Origin of the sequence: Pseudomonas sp. HMSC063H08 (genome assembly GCF_001813645.1) — a bacterium.
Classification (GTDB): Bacteria; Pseudomonadota; Gammaproteobacteria; order Pseudomonadales; family Pseudomonadaceae; genus Pseudomonas; species Pseudomonas aeruginosa.
Genome location: NZ_KV813619.1, coordinates 1 through 22,045 on the forward strand (window position 1 = coordinate 1; position 22,045 = coordinate 22,045).

General features: G+C 68.3%; 22 protein-coding genes. 9 read left to right on the plus strand and 13 right to left on the minus strand.

Annotation, left to right across the window (positions count from 1 at the left end; all coding sequences use genetic code 11):
* Positions 1–105: 105 nt before the first annotated feature.
* Positions 106–438: a DUF5629 family protein gene (locus HMPREF2924_RS29465; RefSeq protein ID WP_003092770.1), complete on the plus strand. Its 333-nt coding sequence runs from the start codon at positions 106–108 to the stop codon at positions 436–438.
* 70 nt (positions 439–508) lie between these two features.
* On the opposite strand, the gene leuA is transcribed toward HMPREF2924_RS29465, so the two are convergent.
* The gene (leuA, locus tag HMPREF2924_RS29470; protein ID WP_003092766.1) at positions 509–2,179 is read right to left on the minus strand and encodes a 2-isopropylmalate synthase; all 1,671 of its coding nucleotides are present in this window, start codon (positions 2,177–2,179) and stop codon (positions 509–511) included.
* A 479-nt stretch (positions 2,180–2,658) separates the two neighbouring features.
* On the opposite strand from leuA, the gene HMPREF2924_RS29475 reads away from it, so the two are divergent.
* The 3 genes from HMPREF2924_RS29475 to HMPREF2924_RS29485 all read left to right on the plus strand — a co-directional run bounded on the left by HMPREF2924_RS29475 (position 2,659) and on the right by HMPREF2924_RS29485 (position 6,892).
* Entirely contained in the window at positions 2,659–3,120 is a 462-nt protein-coding gene (locus HMPREF2924_RS29475) for a DUF2946 domain-containing protein (protein ID WP_003092760.1), read from the plus strand.
* 120 nt (positions 3,121–3,240) lie between these two features.
* Positions 3,241–5,412: a TonB-dependent copper receptor gene (locus HMPREF2924_RS29480; RefSeq protein ID WP_003119294.1), complete on the plus strand. Its 2,172-nt coding sequence runs from the start codon at positions 3,241–3,243 to the stop codon at positions 5,410–5,412.
* Between the two features lie 64 nt (positions 5,413–5,476).
* Entirely contained in the window at positions 5,477–6,892 is a 1,416-nt protein-coding gene (locus tag HMPREF2924_RS29485) for a PepSY-associated TM helix domain-containing protein (protein WP_003129795.1), read from the plus strand.
* A 17-nt stretch (positions 6,893–6,909) separates the two neighbouring features.
* Here HMPREF2924_RS29485 and HMPREF2924_RS29490 read toward each other — a convergent pair whose 3' ends face one another.
* On the minus strand, positions 6,910–7,305 hold the full coding sequence (locus HMPREF2924_RS29490) for a DUF4345 domain-containing protein (protein ID WP_003129796.1): 396 nt from the start codon (positions 7,303–7,305) through the stop codon (positions 6,910–6,912).
* Positions 7,306–7,390: 85 nt separating this feature from the next.
* The gene (locus HMPREF2924_RS29495; RefSeq protein ID WP_003092745.1) at positions 7,391–8,239 is read right to left on the minus strand and encodes a M23 family metallopeptidase; all 849 of its coding nucleotides are present in this window, start codon (positions 8,237–8,239) and stop codon (positions 7,391–7,393) included.
* 171 nt (positions 8,240–8,410) lie between these two features.
* Between HMPREF2924_RS29495 and HMPREF2924_RS29500 the strand changes: the two genes are divergently transcribed.
* From HMPREF2924_RS29500 to HMPREF2924_RS29510, 3 genes are all read left to right on the plus strand, one after another.
* Positions 8,411–8,800: a DUF2946 family protein gene (locus tag HMPREF2924_RS29500; protein ID WP_003129797.1), complete on the plus strand. Its 390-nt coding sequence runs from the start codon at positions 8,411–8,413 to the stop codon at positions 8,798–8,800.
* Between the two features lie 129 nt (positions 8,801–8,929).
* Positions 8,930–9,406 carry a copper chaperone PCu(A)C gene (locus tag HMPREF2924_RS29505; protein WP_003109794.1) on the plus strand — a complete coding sequence of 159 codons (477 nt, stop codon included), beginning with the start codon at positions 8,930–8,932 and terminating at the stop codon, positions 9,404–9,406.
* A gap of 56 nt (positions 9,407–9,462) precedes the next feature.
* Entirely contained in the window at positions 9,463–10,035 is a 573-nt protein-coding gene (locus tag HMPREF2924_RS29510) for a putative natural product biosynthesis protein (protein ID WP_003122107.1), read from the plus strand.
* Positions 10,036–10,069: 34 nt separating this feature from the next.
* Here HMPREF2924_RS29510 and HMPREF2924_RS29515 read toward each other — a convergent pair whose 3' ends face one another.
* The gene (locus HMPREF2924_RS29515) at positions 10,070–10,699 is read right to left on the minus strand and encodes a cysteine hydrolase family protein (protein ID WP_003092736.1); all 630 of its coding nucleotides are present in this window, start codon (positions 10,697–10,699) and stop codon (positions 10,070–10,072) included.
* Between the two features lie 120 nt (positions 10,700–10,819).
* Here HMPREF2924_RS29515 and HMPREF2924_RS29520 point away from each other — a divergent pair, with 120 nt between their 5' ends.
* The gene (locus tag HMPREF2924_RS29520; protein ID WP_003109795.1) at positions 10,820–11,773 is read left to right on the plus strand and encodes a GlxA family transcriptional regulator; all 954 of its coding nucleotides are present in this window, start codon (positions 10,820–10,822) and stop codon (positions 11,771–11,773) included.
* On the opposite strand, the gene HMPREF2924_RS29525 is transcribed toward HMPREF2924_RS29520, so the two are convergent.
* The 7 genes from HMPREF2924_RS29525 to HMPREF2924_RS29555 all read right to left on the minus strand — a co-directional run bounded on the left by HMPREF2924_RS29525 (position 11,770) and on the right by HMPREF2924_RS29555 (position 18,838).
* Positions 11,770–12,531 carry a M15 family metallopeptidase gene (locus HMPREF2924_RS29525; RefSeq protein ID WP_016254291.1) on the minus strand — a complete coding sequence of 254 codons (762 nt, stop codon included), beginning with the start codon at positions 12,529–12,531 and terminating at the stop codon, positions 11,770–11,772. The two genes, HMPREF2924_RS29520 and HMPREF2924_RS29525, sit on opposite strands and share 4 nt — an antisense overlap.
* 4 nt (positions 12,532–12,535) lie before the next feature.
* Positions 12,536–13,816, minus strand: coding sequence for a TRAP transporter large permease (locus tag HMPREF2924_RS29530; protein WP_003092733.1), 1,281 nt, complete (start codon positions 13,814–13,816; stop codon positions 12,536–12,538).
* Positions 13,813–14,307 carry a TRAP transporter small permease gene (locus HMPREF2924_RS29535; protein WP_003092732.1) on the minus strand — a complete coding sequence of 165 codons (495 nt, stop codon included), beginning with the start codon at positions 14,305–14,307 and terminating at the stop codon, positions 13,813–13,815. Before HMPREF2924_RS29535 ends, HMPREF2924_RS29530 begins: the two co-directional genes overlap by 4 nt.
* A 72-nt stretch (positions 14,308–14,379) precedes the next feature.
* Entirely contained in the window at positions 14,380–15,420 is a 1,041-nt protein-coding gene (gene dctP / locus HMPREF2924_RS29540) for a TRAP transporter substrate-binding protein (protein ID WP_003129800.1), read from the minus strand.
* A gap of 151 nt (positions 15,421–15,571) precedes the next feature.
* On the minus strand, positions 15,572–16,507 hold the full coding sequence (locus tag HMPREF2924_RS29545) for a LysR family transcriptional regulator (protein ID WP_003092728.1): 936 nt from the start codon (positions 16,505–16,507) through the stop codon (positions 15,572–15,574).
* A gap of 6 nt (positions 16,508–16,513) precedes the next feature.
* A complete protein-coding gene (gene xseA / locus HMPREF2924_RS29550) occupies positions 16,514–17,893 on the minus strand; it encodes an exodeoxyribonuclease VII large subunit (protein WP_003113813.1) in 1,380 nt (459 codons plus the stop codon).
* A 36-nt stretch (positions 17,894–17,929) separates the two neighbouring features.
* Positions 17,930–18,838, minus strand: coding sequence for a LysR family transcriptional regulator (locus tag HMPREF2924_RS29555; protein ID WP_003129802.1), 909 nt, complete (start codon positions 18,836–18,838; stop codon positions 17,930–17,932).
* 107 nt (positions 18,839–18,945) lie between these two features.
* Between HMPREF2924_RS29555 and HMPREF2924_RS29560 the strand changes: the two genes are divergently transcribed.
* The gene (locus tag HMPREF2924_RS29560; protein WP_003129803.1) at positions 18,946–19,728 is read left to right on the plus strand and encodes a sulfite exporter TauE/SafE family protein; all 783 of its coding nucleotides are present in this window, start codon (positions 18,946–18,948) and stop codon (positions 19,726–19,728) included.
* Here the strand turns inward: HMPREF2924_RS29560 and HMPREF2924_RS29565 are convergent.
* The gene (locus tag HMPREF2924_RS29565) at positions 19,713–20,855 is read right to left on the minus strand and encodes a class II histone deacetylase (RefSeq protein WP_003113816.1); all 1,143 of its coding nucleotides are present in this window, start codon (positions 20,853–20,855) and stop codon (positions 19,713–19,715) included. The genes HMPREF2924_RS29560 and HMPREF2924_RS29565 overlap by 16 nt on opposite strands.
* 29 nt (positions 20,856–20,884) lie before the next feature.
* Complete coding sequence (locus HMPREF2924_RS29570) at positions 20,885–22,042, minus strand: MFS transporter (RefSeq protein ID WP_003092718.1); 1,158 nt, start codon at positions 22,040–22,042, stop codon at positions 20,885–20,887.
* Between the last annotated feature and the right edge of the window lie 3 nt (positions 22,043–22,045).

Here is a 22,045-nt window from a genome sequence, read left to right on the forward strand (position 1 = left end):
CAAATCGGCAGGCGTTCATGCGATTGCCCTGGTGGTGATGCTGGTGGTGTGAGGGGCAGCCCGCGCTTTGCCTTATCATGGGTTCTTTATCCGCGATGACTGGCCATGACTACACAACGCTACCTGCTCGATGAACTGGAAACCGCCGACATGCTCGAGATCGACGGTCTGCACGCCTGGCGCTTCGAACTCAACGAGAACCTGCTGGACCAGGCGGACCTGGCGGCGGAAGCCGACCAGCCGTTCGCCAGCGAAGACTGGGTGCTGGCGGTGGAAAGCCTGGATGGACGCACCCGTCGCGAGTGGCGTTTTTCCTACAACGCGGTGATGGAAGCCGAGCCCCAGGCCGATGGCGAGTCCTGGCGCCTGACCACAGGGGAGGGGGCGTACCAGCTCCGTTGCCTGGGAGCGGTCAGCGCCAGCGGCGAGGATGAGTGAAGCGACTCAGCTGAAAGATGCCCATGAAAAAAGGGAGCCGCCTGGCTCCCTTTTTTCCCTTCCGTGCCGGTCAGGCCGCCTTGGCCTCGGCCTGGGTCACCGCGCGGTTCAGCGCGCTGAACAGGGCGCGGAAGCTGGCGGTGGTGATGTTCTCGTCGATGCCGATGCCGTGCAGCGGGCGCTGGCCCTCCAGGCGGATCTCGATATAGGCCGCGGCCTTGGCATTGGCGCCGGCGCCGATGGCGTGCTCATGGTAGTCCATGATTTCCGCCTTGACCGGCAGGGCGGCCACCAAGGCTTCCAGCGGTCCCTTGCCGATCCCGCGCCAGTGCTGCTTCTCGCCGTCGAAGGAGACTTCCAGGTCGACGGCGCTGGTGCCGTTCTCTTCCTGCAGGCGATGGCTGGCGAGGACGTAGGGCGAGGTCGCCTTGAGGTATTCGTTTTCCAGCAGCGAGTAGATTTGTTGTGCGGTCATTTCCAGGCCGAGACGGTCGGTCTCGCCTTGCACTACCTGGCTGAACTCGATCTGCATGCGCCGCGGCAGGCTGATGCCGTACTCCTGTTCGAGCAGGAAGGTGATGCCGCCCTTGCCGGACTGGCTGTTGACCCGGATCACCGCTTCGTAGTCGCGGCCGATGTCGGCCGGATCGATCGGCAGGTACGGCACTTCCCAGATCGCGTCTTCCTTCTGCTGGGCGAAGCCCTTGCGAATGGCATCCTGGTGCGAGCCGGAGAAAGCGGTATGGACCAGGTCGCCGACATATGGATGGCGCGGGTGGACCGGCAACTGGTTGCACTCTTCGACCACCTTGCGCACCGCGTCGATGTCGGAGAAGTCCAGTTGCGGATGCAGGCCCTGGGTGTACATGTTCAAGGCCAGGGTCACCAGGTCGACGTTGCCGGTGCGCTCGCCGTTGCCGAACAGGCAACCTTCGACGCGGTCGGCGCCGGCCATCAGGCCCAGCTCGGTGGCGGCCACGCCGGTGCCTCGGTCGTTGTGGGTGTGCAGGCTGATGATCACGCTGTCACGCTTGTCGACGTGGCGGCCGAACCATTCGATCTGGTCGGCGTAGACGTTCGGCGTGGCGCACTCCACGGTGGCCGGCAGGTTGAGGATGATCTTGTTGTCCGGGGTCGGTTGCCAGACGTCGATCACCGCGTTGCAGACCTCCACCGAGAACTCCAGCTCGGTAGAGCTGAAGATTTCCGGCGAGTACTGGAACGACCACTGGGTATCCGGTTGCTCGGCGGCCAGCTTCTTGATCAGTTTCGCGGCGTTGGTGGCGATGTCCACGACGCCCTGCTTGTCCTGGTTGAAGACGATGCGGCGGAACGACGGGGCGGTGGCGTTGTAGACGTGGACGATGGCCTTCTTCGCCCCGCGCAGGGATTCGAAGGTGCGGGTGATCAGGTCTTCGCGGGCCTGGGTCAGCACCTGGATTGTGACGTCGTCCGGGATGTGGTTGCCTTCGATCAACTCGCGGACGAAGTTGAAGTCGGTATCGGAAGCCGACGGGAAGGCCACTTCGATCTGCTTCAGGCCGACCTGCACCAGGGTCTTGAAGAACCGCATCTTCTTCGCCGCGTCCATCGGTTCGATCAGCGACTGGTTGCCGTCGCGCAGGTCGGAACTGCACCAGATCGGCACCTCGGTGATGGTCTTCGACGGCCAGGTGCGGTCGGGCAGATTGATGGCCGGGAATGGGCGGTATTTCTGCGAAGGGTCTTTCAACATGCTCATGGGGCTAATCCTTTGGAGTCGGTTCCTGGGCCGGCGGGGCCAGGCGAACGCAGTGACGAGATGAAGAGAAGCGTCGCTCAGCCACGCAGTCGCGGGCTGACCAGGCACAGGCAGGCGTGTTGGCGGAGCAGGATGAGGGTGTGTGGTGTTTTCATGCGTACCACACTAGTGAGACTGCATTTGAATGGCAAGCATTAAAGGAAAATTAGTAGAATTTCCCATTTGTGCGGCTTTTGTGGGTTTTTATTCTTTCTCGGCGGTGAAAGCTTGTCCTCGATTGCGCCGCCGGCACGCTCTCCGCAATGGAAAATTCTGCGGCCCCATGCCGCAGAAGAGCCAGCCGCCCTTGTGCGATCATTTCGTTCCCCGTGCCTGGGGCGTATAACGACAGGCGCATTCTTCTTTTCGGCATGACCCGGCGCGAGCGGCCATCCGGCCCGCTACGCGGTGGTCTTCATTCAAGACGGCGGGAGTCGCAGGTGGCGACCACTCTGAAACGACAAGGCATCGGTGCATGGCTGGCTCTGTTCGCCATGCTGATGATCTTCGTCGGGCCGTTGATCTCCCAGTCGATGCCGATGGACCACCCGATGCCGATGGGCGTGGGGATGGGCCACGAAGGCATGTCCCACGAGAACATGGACCATGGCGACATGGCCCATGCCGGCTGTTCCGATGCCCAGCGCTCCGTCGTCCATGCCGGCATGCCGGGGATGGGCGGCGAGGAAGGCAATCGCCTGGCCAGCGACGTGCTCTGGGAGAAGTGCGGTTATTGCAGCCTGTTGTTCCACAGCCCGCCGCTCACCGAAGACGCCTGCCTGGCGCTGTTCTCCGTTCCCTTCGCGACGGCGCCCGCCGTCGCTTTCCTGAACGAGGCGTTCGTCGCCTCGCCGGTGTTTCCCGGCGCCCGTACCCGTGCGCCGCCGTTCCTGATCGCCTGACCTCTTTCAATCCGATAGCCGCCGCTTCCTGGGGGCACCGGCGCGTCTTCGCCGCGCCGGTGACGCGAGCCTGGCCGGGTGCCTGCTCGCCGTGGGGGCGGGGCGGAAGTCACATAGATCATGGAAAAACGTATGTCTACTCAACAACGAGCGGCCGGCAACGCCTGCCCGACCGCCGCTTTCAGCTTCGACCCTGCCCGTCTCGCACAACGCCGCCGCTGGGCGGGAGCCTTCGCCGCACTGTGCGGCCTGGCCCTGTCTCCGTCGGCGCTCCTGGCCGAGGAGCACTCCCAGCACCAGGATCACGCCGTGGAGCTGGCGCCGAGCGTGGTCACCGGAGTTGCCCAGAGTTCGCCGCTGACCATCGTCACCAATCCCAAGGAGCCGCGCCAACCGGTGCCGGCCAGCGATGGGGCCGACTACCTGAAGACCATTCCCGGCTTCGCGGTGATCCGCAACGGCGGCAGCAACGGCGACCCGGTGCTGCGCGGGATGTTCGGTTCGCGCCTGAACATCCTCACCAACGGCGGCATGATGCTCGGTGCCTGTCCGAACCGGATGGACGCGCCGACCTCCTACATCTCGCCGGAAACCTACGACAAGCTCACCGTGATCAAGGGCCCGCAGACGGTGCTCTGGGGGCCGGGCGCGTCGGCCGGGACGATCCTCTTCGAGCGTGAGCCGGAGCGCTTCGGCGAACTCGGCTCGCGGGTCAACGCCAGCCTGCTGGCCGGCTCCAATGGCCGCTTCGACAAGGTGCTGGACGCTGCCGCCGGCAACCGGCTCGGCTACCTGCGCTTCACCGGCAACCACGCGCAGTCCGACGATTACGAGGACGGCGCCGGGAATACCGTGCCGTCGCGCTGGAAGAAGTGGAACGGCGACGTCGCGGTCGGCTGGACCCCCGACGAGGACACCCTGATCGAACTCACCGCCGGCAAGGGCGACGGCGAGGCACGTTACGCCGGGCGCGGCATGGATGGCTCGCAGTTCAAGCGCGAGAGCCTGGGCCTGCGCTTCGTCAAATCGAACGTCAGCGATGTGCTGGAGAAGGTCGAGGCGCAGGTCTACTACAACTACGCCGACCACATCATGGACAACTTCCGCCTGCGCACTCCCGATCCGTCCAGCATGATGCCCATGCCGATGGCGTCCCAGGTGGACCGACGCACCCTCGGCGGTCGCCTGGCGGCCACCTGGCGCTGGGACGACTTCAAGCTGGTCACCGGGGTCGACGCCATGCGCAACGAGCACCGCGCGCGCGGCTCCAAGTACGACATGATGACCGACTACTACACCGACGCCGACCAGTTCCCCTGGAGCAAGGACGCGGTGTTCCACAACTACGGGGCCTTCGGCGAACTGACCTGGTTCGCCGCCGAGCGCGACCGGCTGATCGGCGGGTTGCGCCTGGACCGCGCCTCGGTCAAGGACTACCGGCAGACCCTGAAGTCCGGGCACATGGGCCACGCCATGGCCAACCCGACGGCCAACGACACCCGCGCCGATACCTTGCCCAGCGGCTTCGTGCGCTACGAGCACGACCTCGCCGACTCGCCGACCACCCTCTACGCCGGCCTCGGCCATGCCGAGCGCTTCCCCGACTACTGGGAGCTGTTCTCGCCCAAGCGCGGGCCGAACGGGTCGGTCAACGCCTTCGACAAGATCAAGCCGGAAAAGACCACCCAGCTCGACTTCGGCCTCCAGTACAACGGCGACAAGCTGCAGGCCTGGGCCTCCGGCTACGTCGGGGTGGTCCAGGACTTCATCCTGTTCAGCTATCGCGAGGGCATGATGGGCTCCTCGACCCAGGCGACCAACGTCGACGCGCGGATCATGGGCGGCGAGCTGGGCGCTTCCTACCAGCTCACCGGCAACTGGAAGACCGACGCCAGCCTGGCCTATGCCTGGGGCAAGAACAGCTCGGACGACCGCGCGCTGCCGCAGATCCCGCCGCTGGAAGCGCGCTTCGGCCTGACCTACGAGGAAGGCGACTGGAGTGCCGGCAGCCTGTGGCGGGTGGTCGCGCCGCAGAATCGCATCGCCAGGGACCAGGGCAACGTGGTCGGCAAGGACTTCGACAAGAGCGCCGGCTTCGGCGTCTTCTCGCTCAACGGCGCCTACCGGGTGACTCGCAACGTCAAGCTGAGCGCCGGTGTCGATAACCTGTTCGACAAGGATTACACCGAGCACCTGAACAAGGCCGGCGACGCCGGCTTCGGTTTCTCCGCCAACGAAACGGTTCCCGAGCCGGGCCGGACCTTCTGGACCAAGGTCGACTTCAGCTTCTGAACCTTCAACGAGGCCCCGTCCAGCGGGGCCCGCCTTGCCTACGTGCGCTCCGATGAGGTGATCCATGCAATCGAACGAAAAGAACGGCCGTGACTTCTATGCGCTGGCCTGGCGCTGGCATTTCTACGCCGGGCTGTTCGTCGCGCCCTTCATGATCCTGCTGGCGCTGACCGGAATCGTCTACCTGTTCAAGCCGCAACTGGATGCGCTGCTCTATCCGCAACTGCTGCGGGTCGAGGCCGGTGCGCAGATGCGCAGCGCCGACCAGTTGCTCGCCGGGGTGCGCCAGGCGCACCCGCAGGCCGCCGTCAGCCAGTACCTGCCGCCGAGCGAGGCGGGGCGCAGCGCGCAATTCGTGATTGGCGAAGAGGGCAGGCAATGGAACCTCTTCGTCGATCCCTACAGCGGACGCGAACTCGGCCGCCAGGATGCGCAGCTGAATCTCCAGGCGGTGGCCCGGGCACTGCATGGCGAGCTGATGGTCGGGACCGTCGGCGACCGGCTGATCGAGCTGGCCGCCGGCTGGGGCATCGTCCTGGTGGTCTCCGGTCTCTACCTGTGGTGGCCGCGCGGGCGGGCGGCGAGCGCGCTGTTCTGGCCGCGCCTGCACCTGCGCGGACGACCGCTGTGGCGCGATTTACATGTGGTCGCCGGGTTCTGGGGCAGCCTGCTGTTGCTGTTCATGCTGCTCAGCGGGATGACCTGGACCGGCTACTGGGGCAAGCAGTTCGCCGATGTCTGGAACCGCTTCCCGGCGGCGATGTGGAACGATGTGCCGACCTCCGACATGCAGGCCGGTAGCCTCAACAGCGCGTCGCGCCAGCAGGTGCCCTGGCCGCTGGAGAACACTCCGCTGCCGCGCTCGCAGCCGCCGGCGGCCGACGCCCATGCCGAGCATCGCGGGCATTCCGCCCAGGCCGGGCACGCGATGCCGATGGACATGCCGATGCCGGCGGGCATTCCTCTGCAAAGGGTGGTGGATATCGCCCGCGAGCGCGGCGTGGCGGCGGGCTACGGGATCGCCCTGCCGAGCGGGATGGAGGGGGTCTACACGATTTCCGTGTTCCCCGACGATCCGCGCCACGACGCCACCCTGCACATCGACCAGTACAGCGGCAAGGTTCTCGCCGACGTGCGTTGGCAGGACTACAACGCGGTGGCGAGGAGCGTGCAGATGGGCGTCGTGCTGCACGAAGGCAAGCTCTTCGGCCTGGGCAATCAGTTGCTGATGCTCGCGGTCTGCCTGGCGATCCTGCTCAGCTCGGCGAGCGGCCTGTGGATCTGGTGGAAGCGCAAGCCGGCCGGACGCCTTGGCGTGCCGCCGCTGCGCCACGAGCTGCCGCGCTGGAAGACCGGCATCGCCATCATGCTGGCGCTGAGCGTGGCCTTCCCGTTGGTGGGGGCCTCGCTCCTGCTGGTCTGGGCGCTGGACTGGCTGGTGCTGTCGCGGCTGCCGGCGGTTCGCCGGGTCCTGGCTTGAGACCTGCTGCCCGGCGCTCAGTCGAGGTCGAGCTGGCGGGTCTTCCAGAGTGCCGCCAGCAACAGCACGCAGAGCAGCGCCTCGGCGCCGAGCCAGAGGAAGGTGGTTAGCGCCGGCGAGGCGTCGATCAGCACACCGTAGAGACGCGCCGCGCCGCCGCTGGCGATCACCGCCAGGGCGGCGAGCAGGCCGATCACCAGGTAGCGGGGGCGCAGGGCGGCATAGCCGAGCAGCAGGCCGATGCCGAAGCTGGTGCCGCCGTAGCTGGCGCGCAGGTCGGTGAGGGCGGCGGGGGTGAGCGGTTCGCCGCTGGTGAGCAGGGAGGCGAGCGGGCCGGGGAAGAAGACGAAGCCCAGGCCGAGGACCACGAACAGTGCCGAGCACAGCCAGAGCAGGCGAAGCGGGTGAGTCATGCGGTGTCTCCCTTGGTCATGAAAGGGGCGCATCGACGCGCCCCCTGTTCCTTCTGACCTCAGCCGGCGCCGCGTTGCTCACTTCTCAGGGCTGGAAGGCACCGATGAAGATCGCCGGGTCGACCCGCGCGTCGTTCAGGCTGACGTTCCAGTGCATGTGCGGTCCGGTGGCCCTGCCGGTGGCGCCGACCTTGCCGAGTACGCCGCCGCGCGGCACCTGCTGGCCGAGCTTCACGTCGATCTTCGACAGGTGGCAGAACATGCTGATGAAGCCCTGGCCATGGTCGACGAACACCGTCTTGCCATTGAAGAAGTAGTCGCCGATGAGGATCACCTTGCCGGCCGCCGGCGCCTTGATCGGCGTACCGGCCGGTACCGCGAAGTCTAGACCGGAATGCGGGTTGCGCTCTTCGCCGTTGAAGAAGCGGCGCAGGCCGAAGGGGCTGGAGAGCGGACCGTCGACCGGCTTGTCGAGCATCAGGTTGCTGGGCAGGCCGGGACTGAAGCGGCGGTAGGCGGCGGTCTGCTCGGCGAGTTCGCGCTCGATGCGCTTGAGGTCTTCCGGCAGCGGATTGACCTGGCGCTTGTTCTTCAGGGTGATGCGCTGCTCGCGGTAGTGCTTGCTGCCGACGCTGAAGCGTTCCTCGTGGTTGCCGGTCGCCGCCCGCACTTCCAGCTTCTGCGGGCCTGGCTTGGTGCTCAGCGGGATGCCGACCACGGCGATCCAGCGGCGGCCTTCCTCGCGCACCACCAGCACCGGCTTGCCCTGGTAGAAGGCCCGCGGCGGCGGGCCTTCCTCGCCGAGGTCGACCACCGCCACCCCGCCGGGCACCGGCTTGTTCAGCAGGCGCATGATGAAGCTGTCGGCCTGGGCGGGCAGGGCGCAGAAAGCGGCGAGCAACAACGTGGAAACGAAGGCTAGGGTGCGGGGCATCGGCTTCTCGACTCGTCGGGCGTCAAAGCCGTCTATGCTGGCGGAAGAGCGCGGCGGGGGAAAGCCCGCAAGGGTTGCAAACGTTTTCACCTGCGGCACTCTGTCGCGCCCGGCGTTTTTACTTTTGCCCCGCGCTCAGGCATAAAGGGCCCATTCTCCGGAGAACCGACGATGCCCCTGTCACGGCGCCCCGTGGCCTGGCTCGCCAGCCTGGCCGTGCTGATGAACCTGTTCGTGGTGCCGCTTTCGCAGGCGCTGACGACGCAGGAGCGCGCCTCGTTGCTGCTCGGCGGCTTCTGCAGCACCTCGTCCGATTCGCTGCTGCGCCTGAAGCTGAGCGCCGCGTTCAAGGACATCGATCTTCCCGACGACCACGAAAGCCTGGCCCCGCACCTCTGCTGCTGCGCCGGCGCCGCCGGCACGCCCGGACTGGTCGCCTCCTGGCCGGCATTGCCGCTGGCGCCGCTGGCCAGCCCGGCCCGCAACGCCTTCTCCGCCATCGACCTGCCTCCCCTGCGCTATTGGCGCCTCGCCAATCCGCGCGCCTCTCCTGTCGCCTGACTCCTCCCCCGCGCCTTCGACAACCTGGACCTTCGGGTCGGGGCAGGTCGCGGCGCAATACCCTAGCTTCCCCCATGGAATCGCCGGTCCGACGGAAAAAGACCGGTCATACGCTACTGGAGAGTCACCATGCGCACATCCTTCTTCGCTGCCGCGGCCCTGCTGGCCGTTTCCGCTTTCGCCCAGGCCCACGAGTACAGCGCCGGCCAACTGCACATCGAGCATCCCTGGGCGCTGGCCCTGCCGCCGACCTCGCCGAACGGCGCGGCCTACTTCGTGGTGCAGAACCACGGCAAGGAAAACGACACCCTGCTTGGCGCTGACACGCCGCGCGCGGCTTCCGCCGAGGTGCACGAGCATGTGCACAAGAACGGCATGATGAGCATGCAGAAAGTCGACAGCGTCGACGTCGCACCAGGCAAGGACCTGCGCTTCGCTCCCGGCGGCTACCACCTGATGCTGATGGGCCTGAAGCAGCCACTGGTGGCCGGCGAGCGCTTCCCGCTGACGCTGCATTTCCGCAAGGCCGGCGACGTGCCGGTGGAAATCGTCGTCGAGTCCAAGGCGCCGGCCGAACAGGGCGGGCACGAGCAGCACGGCCACTGAGCGCCGTGTCGAGCAGGGGCGCCCGGCGCCCCGCCTTTGCGTGCGAGGTTCAGAGCATGAACAGCAACAGATATCCCTTGCCGGCGCAGACCGGCCTGGTGGTGGCTCCCAGCCTGCCGCCGAAGAACTCCACCCTGCGTCCGGACCAGCTCAACAAGCGCCTGAGCAGCGCCTGGCACCATCTCTACGACCTTTGCCCGGAACTGCTGAAGATCGATCCGCCGGATGGCCTGACCATCCTCCGCGGTTTCCTGCAATGGGCGGCCGAGCAGAAGGCCGCCTGGAACTGGGCGATGCACCTGCGCCTGTACTGCTGGCTGTTGCAGTCGCCGTTCGGCGCCAAGGTGACCGACGAGCATCTGGAGGTGCTGATGGACGCCTCCGCCGCGCGTTGGACGGTGGACGACACCAGCGCCAACCGCGGCATCCTCCTGGCCAGCCAGGGCGGTGCGCACATCACCCAGGACTGGAAGGCGCCGCAGGCCGGCGCCGGCACGCGCGTGCCGCTGGAGCGCCTGGACCTGCCGGCGCCGAACTGGACATTCGCCTATTGCGCGGTGCCTGACCCGCGGCTGCGCGAGTTTCCGGGCTGGAAGCCGTTGCCGGCGCGTGGCTCGCTGGTCGGTTGAGCGCTCGCCGCCCCGCGTACGGGGCGGCGCCGTTTCAGCGGTTGGCCAGGGCCCGCTGGTTGGAGTCGTAGATGTTGTCGCGTTCCGGAACGTGCCGGCCGGCGAGGCTTTCCAGCCATTCCTCGGTGCTGAGCACGGCGGCGAAGGAGGACTGCAGGACGATGCCGAAGATCCGGTGGATCTCTTCCGCGCTGGCCTGGCCGGCGCGGTTGCGGTAGGGCACCGAGCCGCTGGCGTCGTGCAGGTATTCCACTTGCCAGCCTTCGTGGATCGCCTGGCGGATGGTCGAGTCGTCGCAGTGCTGGGTCATGTAGCCGACCACGGCGAGGGTGTCGATGTCGCGCTCGCGCAGCCAGTCGGCCAGCCCGGTGCCGACGAAGGAACTGGCCAGTTGCTTTTCCACCTTGTGCTGGTAGGGCCGCGAGGCGACCACCTCGTGCAGCTCGGCCTGCCGGCTGCCGCGCGCGAACAACGGCGAGTCCGCCGGCGCCAGGTGCTGCACCACGACGATCGGGATGCCCGCCGCGTAGGCGGCATCCATGGCGGCGCCGATACGTTCCAGTGACGATTGGATGGCGGGAAATTCGATACGCAGGTTGCCGCTGACGTATTCGTTCTGTACGTCGATGACCAGCAAGGCGCGTTTGGGTTGACGTGCGGACATGGCGTTTCCTCCTGAGTGGGTGAGGCGGATTCTGGTCCCGGTGCGGCGTAGCGAGTGAGTGGCCTGAGAGACAACTTTCGCTAGAATCGGGCCAACCCGCTCATACCCACCGAGGTGCGCATGTCCCGCCAGTCCGTGGCCGTGGTGGCCTTCGACCGCATCAGTCCGTTCCACCTGTCGGTGCCCTGCCTGGTGTTCGGCCAGGAGTGCTACGACCCCTGCGCGCAGGCCTTCGACCTGAGTGTCTGCGCCGCCGAGCCGGGCCGGCTGCGAACCACGGTGGGGTTCACCATCGAGGCCGAGGCCGGGCTGGAAGCGCTGGCCGAGGCGCAGACCGTGATCGTGCCGAGCTGGCGCGATCCACACGAGCGTCCGCCACAAGCGCTGCTGGATGCGTTGATCGCGGCCCGTGCACGCGGTGCGCAACTGGTGGGCTTGTGCCTGGGGGCCTTCGTGCTGGCCGAGGCCGGGTTGCTCGACGGTCGCCGCGCCACCACCCACTGGATGTGGGCGGAGGATTTCGCTGGGCGCTTCCCTGCGGTGCGGGTGGAGCCCGACGTGCTGTACATCGAGGACGACGGCCTGCTGACCTCGGCAGGCACCGTCGCCGGCATCGACTGCTGTCTGCACCTGGTCCGCCAGCGGCTCGGTGCGCAGACTACCAATCACCTGGCCCGGCGCCTGGTGGTGGCGCCGCATCGACAGGGCGGCCAGGCCCAGTTCATCGAGCAGCCGCTGCCGGACAGTGCCCAGGACGGCCGTCTCGGCGAGCTGCTGGTGTGGCTGCGGCAGAACCTCGACCAGGCGCACAGCCTGGACAGCCTGGCACAGCGGGTGCTGATGAGCCGGCGGACCTTCACCCGGCATTTCCGCCAGCTCACCGGCACCACCGTCAGCCAGTGGCTGCAGGCCGAACGCCTGGCCCTGGCCCAGCGCCTGCTGGAAACCACCGAGCATTCGGTGCAGGCGATCGCCGGGCTGGCCGGCTTCGGTTCGGCGGTGTCGTTGCGCCAGCAGTTCTCCGCCGCGTTCGGCCTGCCGCCGCTGGGCTACCGGCGCGCCTTCGCCTCCTAGTCCGCCGGAGGGCGCTTCTGCAACTGCTGGCGCCAGAGCGCGTCCATCGCCTGCAACTGCACCGGGCCGAACAGCGCCTGCGTCGCGCCGGTGTGCCAGGCCCAGAGCTGGTCGCCGAAATCGTAGTGCCACCATTCGCTGGGCAGGTTGCTGAAACCGGCGTCGAGCATCGCGTGATAGAGCAGGCGACGATGATCGCGGACGCGTCGCTGGCGCGCGTCGGGCTCCGCCAGGCGTTCGAAGTAGGCGGTGTAGGAGGCCGGCACGGCTTCGTCGAAGGCGCTGCCCATGTCCAGCCAGCGGCCCTGGGCGTCGCACAGGGTGACGTCCACCGCGCCGCCGGTGAGATGCGGGCTGGGCGCCTCGCGGCTGCTGCTCGGCGGCGAGACGAACTGGCGGGTGAGCCGTTCCAGCTCGGCTTCGCCGGCCCGTGGGTAGTGCGCGGCCAGGGCGCTGGACAGGCTGTCGTAGAGATACTGCTGCACGGCGAACGGCCGCCAGGCGTCCAGCACCACCAGGCGCACGCCGCCGGGGAGGGCGGCGGCGACCCGCAGGAGACGCTCGAAGACCTCGCCGCGAGCGTGGCACTCCGGGATCGCGTGAGGAATGCCGAGTTTGTGGTAGGCCGGCCAGACGCTGAAGTCACGGCTCAGCCCGAGCGCCTCCAGCGGCGTGCCGGCATCGACGATGGGGATGCCGGCCACGGCGTGCCAGTCGGGCTCCGGGAGAACGGGGATGGCTTGGGTGAAGTCGGTCATGGTGTCAATTGAGCAGGCGTGGCAGCCACAGGGTCAGGGACGGGAACAGGATCAGCAGCGAGAGTACCCCCAGGGCCAGCAGGATGAACGGCCAGATACCCTTGAACATTTCCAGGATATCGAGGCGGCTGATGGTCGCCACGATGAACAGGCAGGCGCCCATTGGCGGGGTGATCAGGGCGATGGTGATGTTCAGGGTGAAGATCAGCCCCAGGTGCACCGGATCCACGCCGGCGGCCAGCGCCACCGGAGCGACTATCGGCGTCAGCAGCATCAGTACCGAGACTTCTTCCATGAGCATGCCGCAGACGAAGATCACCGCGCTGATGATGAACAGCATCAGGGTCGGCGAGTGGCCGAACGGCTCCAGCAACTGGGCGAACTCGCTGGCGACCTGGGCGTAGTTGAGCAACCAGTTGACCACCGAAGCGGCGGCGATGATCACGTAGATGCTGGCGGTCAGGCGTACCGTCTCGCGTAGCGAGTTCCACAGCCCGACCAGGCTCAGTTGGCGCTGGAGCAGGCCGACCAGCGCCACGTAGAGGGCGATCAGGGCGCCCGACTCGGTGGGCGTGACCAGGCCCAGGACGATTCCGGCGACGATGATCACCGGCGCGATCAGCGCGGTCAGGGCGCCGGACAGCGCCGCCAGGATCTCGCCCCAGGCCGGTGCCGCATGGCGCGCCTGCAGCCCGTTGCGGTAGGCGTACACCGCGTTCAGCAGCATGAAGGCGGCGGCCAGCAGCAGGCCGGGAATCACCCCGGCGAGGAACAGCTCGCCCACCGAGGTGTTGGTCAGCGAGGAGTAGAGGATCATGAAGATGCTCGGCGGGATGATCGGACCGATCAGCGAGCTGCCCGCGGTCAGCCCGGCGGCGAAGCGCCGCGAGTAGCCTTCCTTTTCCATGGCCGGCACCAGCAGGGTGCTGAGTGCCGAAGCGTCGGCCGCGGCGGACCCGTTGACCCCGGCGAAGAACACCCCGGCGACCACGTTGACGTGGCCGAGGCCGCCGCGGAAGTGGCCGACCAGGGCGTTGGCCAGGCGCATCAGGCGCGGGGTCATGCCGGAATGGTTCATCAGGTTGCCGGCCAGCACGAACAGCGGGATCGCCATCAGCGAGAAGATGTCCATGCCGCCGAAGAAGCGCTGCGGCAGGGTGTTGGCGAACAGCGCCGGGTCGACGAAGAGGAACCCCACCAGCGCGGTGAGCAGCAGGCAGAGGAACAGCGGCAGGCCGAGCAGGAGGTTGACCACGAAGGCCGCGATCATGGCGATGGCCATCATGCCTGCGTCCCTCCCTCGACGGTGGTGCTGGCCGGCTGCCGCGGCCAGGGCCCCTGGAGCAACAGCATGAGGGTCAGCAGGCCGAAGCCGAGCGGCAGGCTGAGCAACGGCCAGGTGCGGCTGACGCCCAGGCCGAGGCTGCGGAAGCGCCCGGCGTTCAGCGCGTAGCGGGTGCTGACCCAGGCGGCGAAGGCGAAGAAGGCCAGCGCCAGCAGCCACTGGTAGAGCCTGAGGACCTGCGCCAGGCGCGGCGGCAGGCGTTGTTCCAGCAGGTTGACGCGCATGTGCCCGCCTTCCATCCATACCGCGCCGAGCGCCAGCATTACTGCGCCGATGATGAGGTAGCGGGCCAGTTCGTCCATCCAGATCGGCGAGCTGCCGAGCAGGTAGCGGGCGAACACGCCGTAGATGAGCAGGACCAGGTCGAGCAGCAACAGCAGCGTGGCGAGGTTCAGCAACGCGGCGCGCATGCCCTTGAGCAATGACGGCATGGGAGGTACTCCGGAAAGTCGGACAGGCGCGCCCGGCCGACGGCGGCGGCCGTCGGGGGCGACGCGCGAAGGTCAGGGGGCGGTGGCGAGACCGGCGTCGCGGAAGGCCATCTCGGTCCAGCGCGGCTCGATGTCCTGGGTCTTCAGCCAGGCCAGGTAGGACGGCTGGCCTTTCTCGCGGAAGGCGGCGAGGTCATCGGCGGACGGCTGGATGATCTGCATGCCCTTTTCCTTGAGGAACGCCAGGTCGTGCTCCTGCTGGGCGGCGACCGCCTCGCGGTTCAGCCGGGTGGCTTCGGCGGCGGCGTCGAGCAGGGCCTGGCGCGCCTTCGCCGGGAGGCCGGCGAGCAGCTCGCCGTTGGCCACCAGGAACTGGTCGGAGTACTGGATGTTGGCCAGGGTCAGGTACTTCTGCACCTGGTAGAGGCTGCCGAGGATGATGTAGGAGGTCGGGTTCATCTGGCCGTCGGCGACGCCGGTGCGCAGGCCCATGTACAGCTCGGTCCAGGGGATCGGCGTGCCGGAGGCGCCGAAGGCTTCGTAGAGCGCCACCTGGCTGGGATCCATGGCGCGGAAGCGCAGGCCCTGGAAGTCCGCCGGGCCGTGGATCGGCTTCTTGCCGTTGGTGAAGTTGAGGAAGCCGCCTTCCTCGACCACCGCCAGCAGCTCGGTGCCGGTGCGCTCGCGGAAGGCCTCGCGGGCGGCCTGCCAGTAGCTGCCGCTGTCGAAGAAGGCGTGGGCCGCGGCGGCGTCCTTGAACATGAAGGGCGTGGCGCTGACGTAGATCTCCGGGAACAGCGGGGCGATCCCGGCGAAGGAGGCGATGTTCAGGCCGGGGCCGGTCATCACCTGTTCCATGCGCTGCTCCTCTTCGCCGAGCATGCTGTTGGGGTAGAGCTTGAACTGCAGTTCGCCGCCGCTCTTTTCCTCGGCCAGGCGCTTGAGGTTGCTGGCGAACAGGTGCACCAGGTTCTTCTCGCTGTCGGCGGCGCCGTTATAGCTCAGGTTGAGGGTGGTGGCGGCCTGGGCGAGGCTGCCGCCCAGGCCCAGGGCGGCGGCCAGCAGTCCGGCGGCGAAGCGGCGGGCGAGGCCGCGGCGCGGATTCGTGTGCATGTTGTTTTCCTTATGGCAGTCCGAACGGTCGGGGGATCGGCGGCACTTCTTGTCGGGGCGCGGGGCCGGGTGCTCGCACGAAAGCGAAGCAACGCTAGCCGTTGTCTCGTTGACTATTCAAGTCCGGACGTGATGCGAAAAAGACAACGCCTCAGCGCTGCGAGAGCCCGGGCGCGTCGCCACTGAAGAAGCGCATGCCGCGGCGCAGGTGTTCCAGGCAGGCGATCGCCGCCACGGTCAGCTCGCGGCCCTTGTGGCTGACGATCCGCGCGCGGGCGTCGCGCAGCGCCGGGTGGGCCAGCGGCAGGCAACGGATATGCCCGGCCTCGATCTCGTGGCTGACCGTCAACTCCGGCATGAAGGCCACGCCGATGCCGGACTTGACGAAATTGGTCAGCACCGCCACCGAGTTGGTGCGCAGCTTCGGCCTTAGCTCGATGCGCTCCAGTTGGGCGGCGATCACCGCCAGTTGGCCCATGCCGGTGCTGTTGTGGATCAACGCCAGCGACTCGTTGCGCAGCGCGCGCATCGGCACCGCGCCGCGGTGTCCGGCGAGGGCATGGTTGGCGGGGATGATCAGGTCGAGGGGCTGGCGGGTGTCGACGTGCACGTCCAACTCGCCGTCCTCGACCGGGGCGTAGACCAGGGCCAGGTCGACGGCGTCTTCCTTGACCAGCGCCACGCCTTCGTTGGCCCCGGCCATGCGGACCTCCAGCTCGATGCCGGGGTAGCGCAGGATGAAACTCTGCAATGGCTGGGAGATCAGGTCGGCGATGAAGCCCTCGCCGACCGCCAGGCGCACCTTGCCCTGGCGCAGCCCCTGCAGGGCCGACAGACGCGACAGCACGCCCTCTTCGTTGGCCCGTTGCTGGCGGTAGTGCGCCACCAGCAGCTCGCCGGCCTCGGTAGGCGCCACGCCTTGCGGGGTGCGTTGCAGGAGGCGCACGCCGAGATGTTCCTCCAGGCTGGCGAGCTGCCGGCTGATGGCCGAGGGGTCGATGTTCAGGTGCTGGGCGGCGCGGCGAAGAGAACCGTGGTGGATCACCTCGTTGAGGTAGGCCAGGGCGCGCTGGCTGAGGCGGATCATCGCGGCTCAGTCCAGCAGCGACAGGGTCACCGGCGTCCGGTGGTTGTCCTCGACCCGCACCTCCAGTTCGCCTTCCGCCAGGCGCGCCTTCAGGCGCTGTCCCGGCTGGGTCTGGCCGGCATCGCGGATCGCCCGGCCACGCTCGTCGAGGAGGATGCTGTAGCCGCGGCCCAGGGTCGCCAGCGGGCTGACCACGTTGAGCGTCTGCGCCAGTCCTTCGAGGCGCTGACGACGATCCTTCAGTACCTCGCGGGCGGCGCGCGGCAGGCGCGCGGCGAGGCTGTCGAGCTTCTGCCGGAGCAGCGCCAGGGTGCGGCCCGGATGCTGTGCGGCGAGACGCGTCTCCAGGCGGACCAGGCGTTCGTGGCGGACCGCCAGCTGGCGCTCGAAGGCACGGCGCAGGCGCATGTCCAGGTCGTCCAGGCGCTGCGCCTGCTGGCGCAGGCGTTCGCCGGGATGGCGCAGGCGGCGGGCGACGCCTTCCAGGCGCAGGCGTTCGCGCAGCAACTGGTCGCGCATGCGCAGCACCAGGCGCCGGCGCAGGCCGTCGAGACGCTGCTGCAGGTCGCCGGCGTTGGGCGCCAGCAGTTCGGCGGCGGCCGAAGGCGTCGGGGCGCGCACGTCGGCGACGAAGTCGCTGATCGATACGTCGGTCTCGTGGCCGACCGCGCTGACGATCGGCGTGGCGCAGGCCGCCACGGCGCGCGCCACCGCTTCTTCGTTGAAGCACCAGAGGTCTTCCAGGGAACCGCCGCCCCGGGCCAGGATCAGCGCGTCGAAGCCTTGCCGGTCGGCCAGTTGCAGCGCGCGGACGATCTGCGCGACGGCCTCGCGGCCCTGCACTGCGGTGGGCACCAGGGTCAGCTCGACCTGCGGTGCGCGGCGGCGGAACACGCTGATGATGTCGCGGATCACCGCCCCGCTGGGCGAACTGACGATACCGATGCGGCGCGGATGGGCGGGCAGCGGACGCTTGCGTTCGCTGGCGAACAGGCCTTCGCCGGCGAGTTTTTCCTTCAATGCCTCGAAGGCCAGGCGCAGGGCGCCGTCGCCGGCCGGCTCGACGGTATCGGCGATCAACTGGTAGTCGCCGCGTCCCTCGAACAGCGAGATCTTCCCGCGCACCTTTACCGCCAGCCCGTCGCGCAAGGCCTGGCGTACGCGCAGGGCGTTCTGCCGGAACAGCGCGCAGCGGATCTGCGCGTTGCTGTCCTTGAGGGTGAAGTAGACATGGCCGGAGGCCGGCCGGGCGAGGTTGGACAGTTCGCCCTCGACCCAGACCTGCGGGAACACGTCTTCCAGCAGCAGGCGGGCGCGCTGGTTCAGTTGGCTGACGGTCAGCACCTCGCGATCGAGGCCGAGCCGTTGGAAGGGATCGTTACGCATGGGCGGCATGATAAGGCGGCGCACCGGGATGTGCGATCAATCCTTGGCTTCGTTCGGCAGATTCTCCAGGAAATATTCGACGAAGCCTTCCACCAGGGGGCTATCGTCGCGACGCCAGGCCAGCGCCACCTCGCTGTATGCCTCGGCCTCGGCCAGAGGCATGAAGCGCACGGCGGGCGGTGCGATGGCGCGCATCGAGGCGGGCACCAGGGCGACGCCGAAGCCGGCCTCGATCAGTTGCAACTGGCTGGTCTTGCGCGACAGCGCGCGCGCCGGGCGTGGGTAGAAACCGGCGCCGAGGCAGAGTTCGGCGGCGCGATAGCTGAGGCCGCCGCGTTGCAGGTGGGGAATGGAGACGAAGGTTTCTCCGGCCAGGGCGGCCAGGGCCACGGGGGCTTCACGGCGGGCCAGCGGATGGTCGGCGGCGAGAGCCAGGAGCAACGGCTCGCGGTACAGGGCGCGCAGGTGCAGCCGGGGATGCTGGCGCAGCACCGGCAGGCGCAGCAGGCCAAGGTCCAGGCGTCCTTCGGCGAGATCGGCGAGTTGCTGCTCGGAGGATTGCTGGGTCAGTTCCAGGCGGACGCCGCTCTGCGCCGCGAGGTAGCCGCGCAGCGCCGCTTGCAGGCCGCCCACCAGCGGCACCGAGCTGGAGTGCCCCAGGCGCAGCAGGCCATGGCCGCCTTCACCGACCTCGCGAGCCAGGCGCCGGGCGGCCTCCAGGTCGCCGAGCAGGCGCTGCGCGCGTGGCAGGAAGGCGCGACCGGCCGGCGTCAGCTCGACCTGGCGCGGACCGCGGCGGAGCAGTGGGGTGCCGATGCTGTCCTCCAGTTCGCGCACCTGCCGGCTGAGCGCCGACTGGGCGACGAACAGGCGTTCGGCGGCACGGCTGAAGCCGCCGGACTCGACGATTTCGACGAAATAATGGAGTTGCCGCAAAGAGATCATCGGAAGACTTTCCATGCCTTTTCGAGATGGCTACAGGACTCGGATTGTATTGGCTGGCGCGCCGTTGCGCTCGCTAGAGTGCGCAGGTCGTCGTTCCGGGAGCCGCCATGTCCTCGCTCGATCCGTCAGTCCTGTTCGCCGCCCTGCCGTTCAGCCTATGGCAATGGCTGCTGGTCGAACTGGCCATCGTCCTCGCCTATGTGGTGTTCGGCATCGCCGGCTTCGGTACCGCGCTGGTCGCCGGCCCGTTGCTGGCCGGGGTGCTGCCGCTGTCGCAGATCATTCCGCTGCTGGTCCTGCTGGATTTCAGCGCGTCGTTCGGCAACTGGCTGCCGGCGCGGCGGCAGATCGCCGTCACTGAACTCAAGCGTCTGCTGCCCTGCATGCTGCTGGGCTGTGCGCTCGGGGCGTACGGACTTCTGGCGCTACGCGCGGAGCTGCTGATGCTGGCCCTCGGCGTGTTCGTCAGTCTCTATGCGCTCTACGCGCTGTTCCTCCAGCCACGCGGCCAGCCGCGCTGGCGGGCGACCTGGGCGTTGCCGTTCGGTGTCTTCGGCGGGCTGTTCGGCGCGTTGTTCGGCAGCGGCGGCTTCCTCTATGCGCTGTACCTGAACGGACGCCTGGCGAGCAAGGAACAGATGCGCGCTACCCAGAGCGCGTTGATCGGCTGTAGCACCTTCGTCCGCCTGGGGCTGTTCCTGCTCGCCGGGCTGTATGCCGCGCGCGAGCCCTGGCTGCTCGCCGCCTGCCTGCTGCCGGGCATGGCGCTGGGCCTGTGGATCGGCCGTCGGGTGACCCTGCGTCTGTCGCGTGAAGCCTTCGTCCGCCTGGTCACCTGGCTGGTGCTGTGCAGCGGCCTGGCGCTGGTCGGGCGCTACCTGGCCGCTTGAAGCGGCTGCGCCGGGCACAGCCCGAACTGTGCGGCCAGCTCTTCGAGGCGCTGGCGCTGGAAGTCGCGGAACGCCGCGTTGGGCTGCTGCAACTCGATGAAGTCGCGCAGCGGGTCGCGCACCGCGCTGCGCACGCCGCTGAGTTCTTCGATCACCGCCAGCCCGCAGAACGGCACGTAGGCTTCCGAATAGCCGCCTTCGTGGACCACCACCAGGCGTCCGCCGGCATGCCGCTCGGCCGCGTCGCGAACCATCGCGGTCATCGCCCGGAAGCTGTCGCTGTGCAGTTGCATGCGTGCCAGCGGGTCCACCGCGTTGGCGTCGAAGCCACTGGCGACCACGATCAATTGCGGGCGGAAGCGCTCCAGCGCCGGCAACACGATGCGTTGCATGGCCTGCATGTAGGCGTCGTGACCGCCGCCGGGAAGCAGCGGCACGTTGAGGTTGAAGCCACGACCGCGATCCTCGCCGATGTCTTCGGCGCCGCTGTAGCCAGGCGGGAAGCAGCCGTCCTGGTGCAGGGAAATGCTCAACACGTCGTCGCGCCGGTAGTAGATCGCCTGGGTGCCGTTGCCGTGATGCACGTCCCAGTCCAGCACCGCGACCCGCTCGACGCCGTGGCGAGCCTTGGCCGCCTCGATGGCCACGGCGATGTTGGCGAAGAAGCAGAAGCCCATCGCCTGGTCCGGCAGGCAGTGGTGACCCGGCGGCCGCGACAGCGAGTAGGCGTTGTCCGCCTCGCCGGCGAGCACCGCGTCCAGCGCGGCGATGGCCAGGCCGGCGGAGAGCCGGGCGATCTCGTAGCTGCCCGGGCCGATCGGCGCGTCCTGGCCGAGGCTGCCGCCGCCGGCGTCGCTCAACGCCTTGAAGCGTTCCAGATAGTGCGCCGGATGCACGCGCAGCAGGTCCTCGTCGCTCGCCGGCGGTGCGCTGCGCAGTTGCAGGCGGGCGGTCAGGCCGGACACGTCGAGCAGGCTTTTCAGCCGGCGCTTGGTTTCCGGTGATTCGGCGTGTCCGGCGGCGGCAGGCGGTTGCACCCAGCCGCCGACCGGCAGGGTCAGCGCGTGCGGGCCGGCGGCGTGCCAGAGGCAGAGTTCGTCGAAGAAGAAAGCGGTACGTCGGGTCATGGCGGGTATCCGTGGTTCGAGAAAGGGTTTCAGCGTGGCCGGCAGGCCAGGGCCAGCAGCAGCGAGAGGCCGGCCAGGCCGGCGGCGATCGGCAGCAGCGGGAGGAAACCGCCGCTGCCTTCGATGAGTCGTCCGGCCAGCGCCGGGCCGATGGCCAGCCCGCCGCCGATGACCAGGTTGGAGGCGTTCATCAGGCGGCCGGAGCGGTCCAGGTCGGCGAGGCAGGCGAGGATGAACGGCAGGGCGAAGGTCCAGGTGAACTTGAACAGCAGCGCGGCCAGGGCGAAGCGCGCCAGCGGTGGCTGGCCGATCAGCAGGAGGATCGCCGCGGCCATCGCCAGGTAGCCGCCGAGCAGCATCAGGTCGCGCGGCAGGCGGTTGCCGATGAAGGAGGCGCAGGCCGCTCCGGCGATGCCCATCAGGGTGGCGACGGCGAGTACCTCGCCGCTGGCGCCGGCACCGATCCCCGCGCCTTCGGCGATGGCGCCGATGAAGGTCCAGACGCCGCTGAGGCTGATATAGAAGGTGAGCACGGCGAGGATACCCAGCCCGACCCGCAGTCGCGAGTGAACCGCGCCGGTACTGGCGCGGGCTTCCGCTGGCGGGCTGCCACTGGGGAAGGCCCGCGACAACGGCAGGGCGAGGCCCATCAGGCCGGCCAGCAACAGGTAGCAGGCGGCCAGGCCGAAGCGTTCGAACAGCGCCGGCAGCAGTGCCAGGCCGACGGCGCCGACCACCAGTTGGCCCATCACCCAGAGCCCGTAGACCCGGCTCGGGGTGGCGGTGCTGGCGGCGCTGGACAGGCAGAGGATCATCAGCGAGCCGCCGGCGAGGGCGCTGCAGAAACGCAGGGCGAGCAGCAGCGGGTAGCTGCCGGCCAGCGCCGAGGCCAGGTTGGCGGCGATGAACAGCAGGCCGGCGAGCAGCGCCGCGTGGCGCCAATCGACGCGTTTCAGCCAATGGAAGGCCGGCAGCGTCGCCAGGCTCATGGCGCCTAGCTCCACCGAAAACAGGTCGCCGACCCGCGCCGGGCTCAGTTGCCACTGGGCCGCCAGTTGCGCGGCGACGGCGGGGGCGGTCATCAGGATGGTCGGGGTGATCGCGGCGAACACCACGATGGCCGCGAGCAGCGCGAGGTTGCCGGACGCCGGAGAGGCGCTGGCGAGAGTCTTGTCGGAAGCGCTCATGGC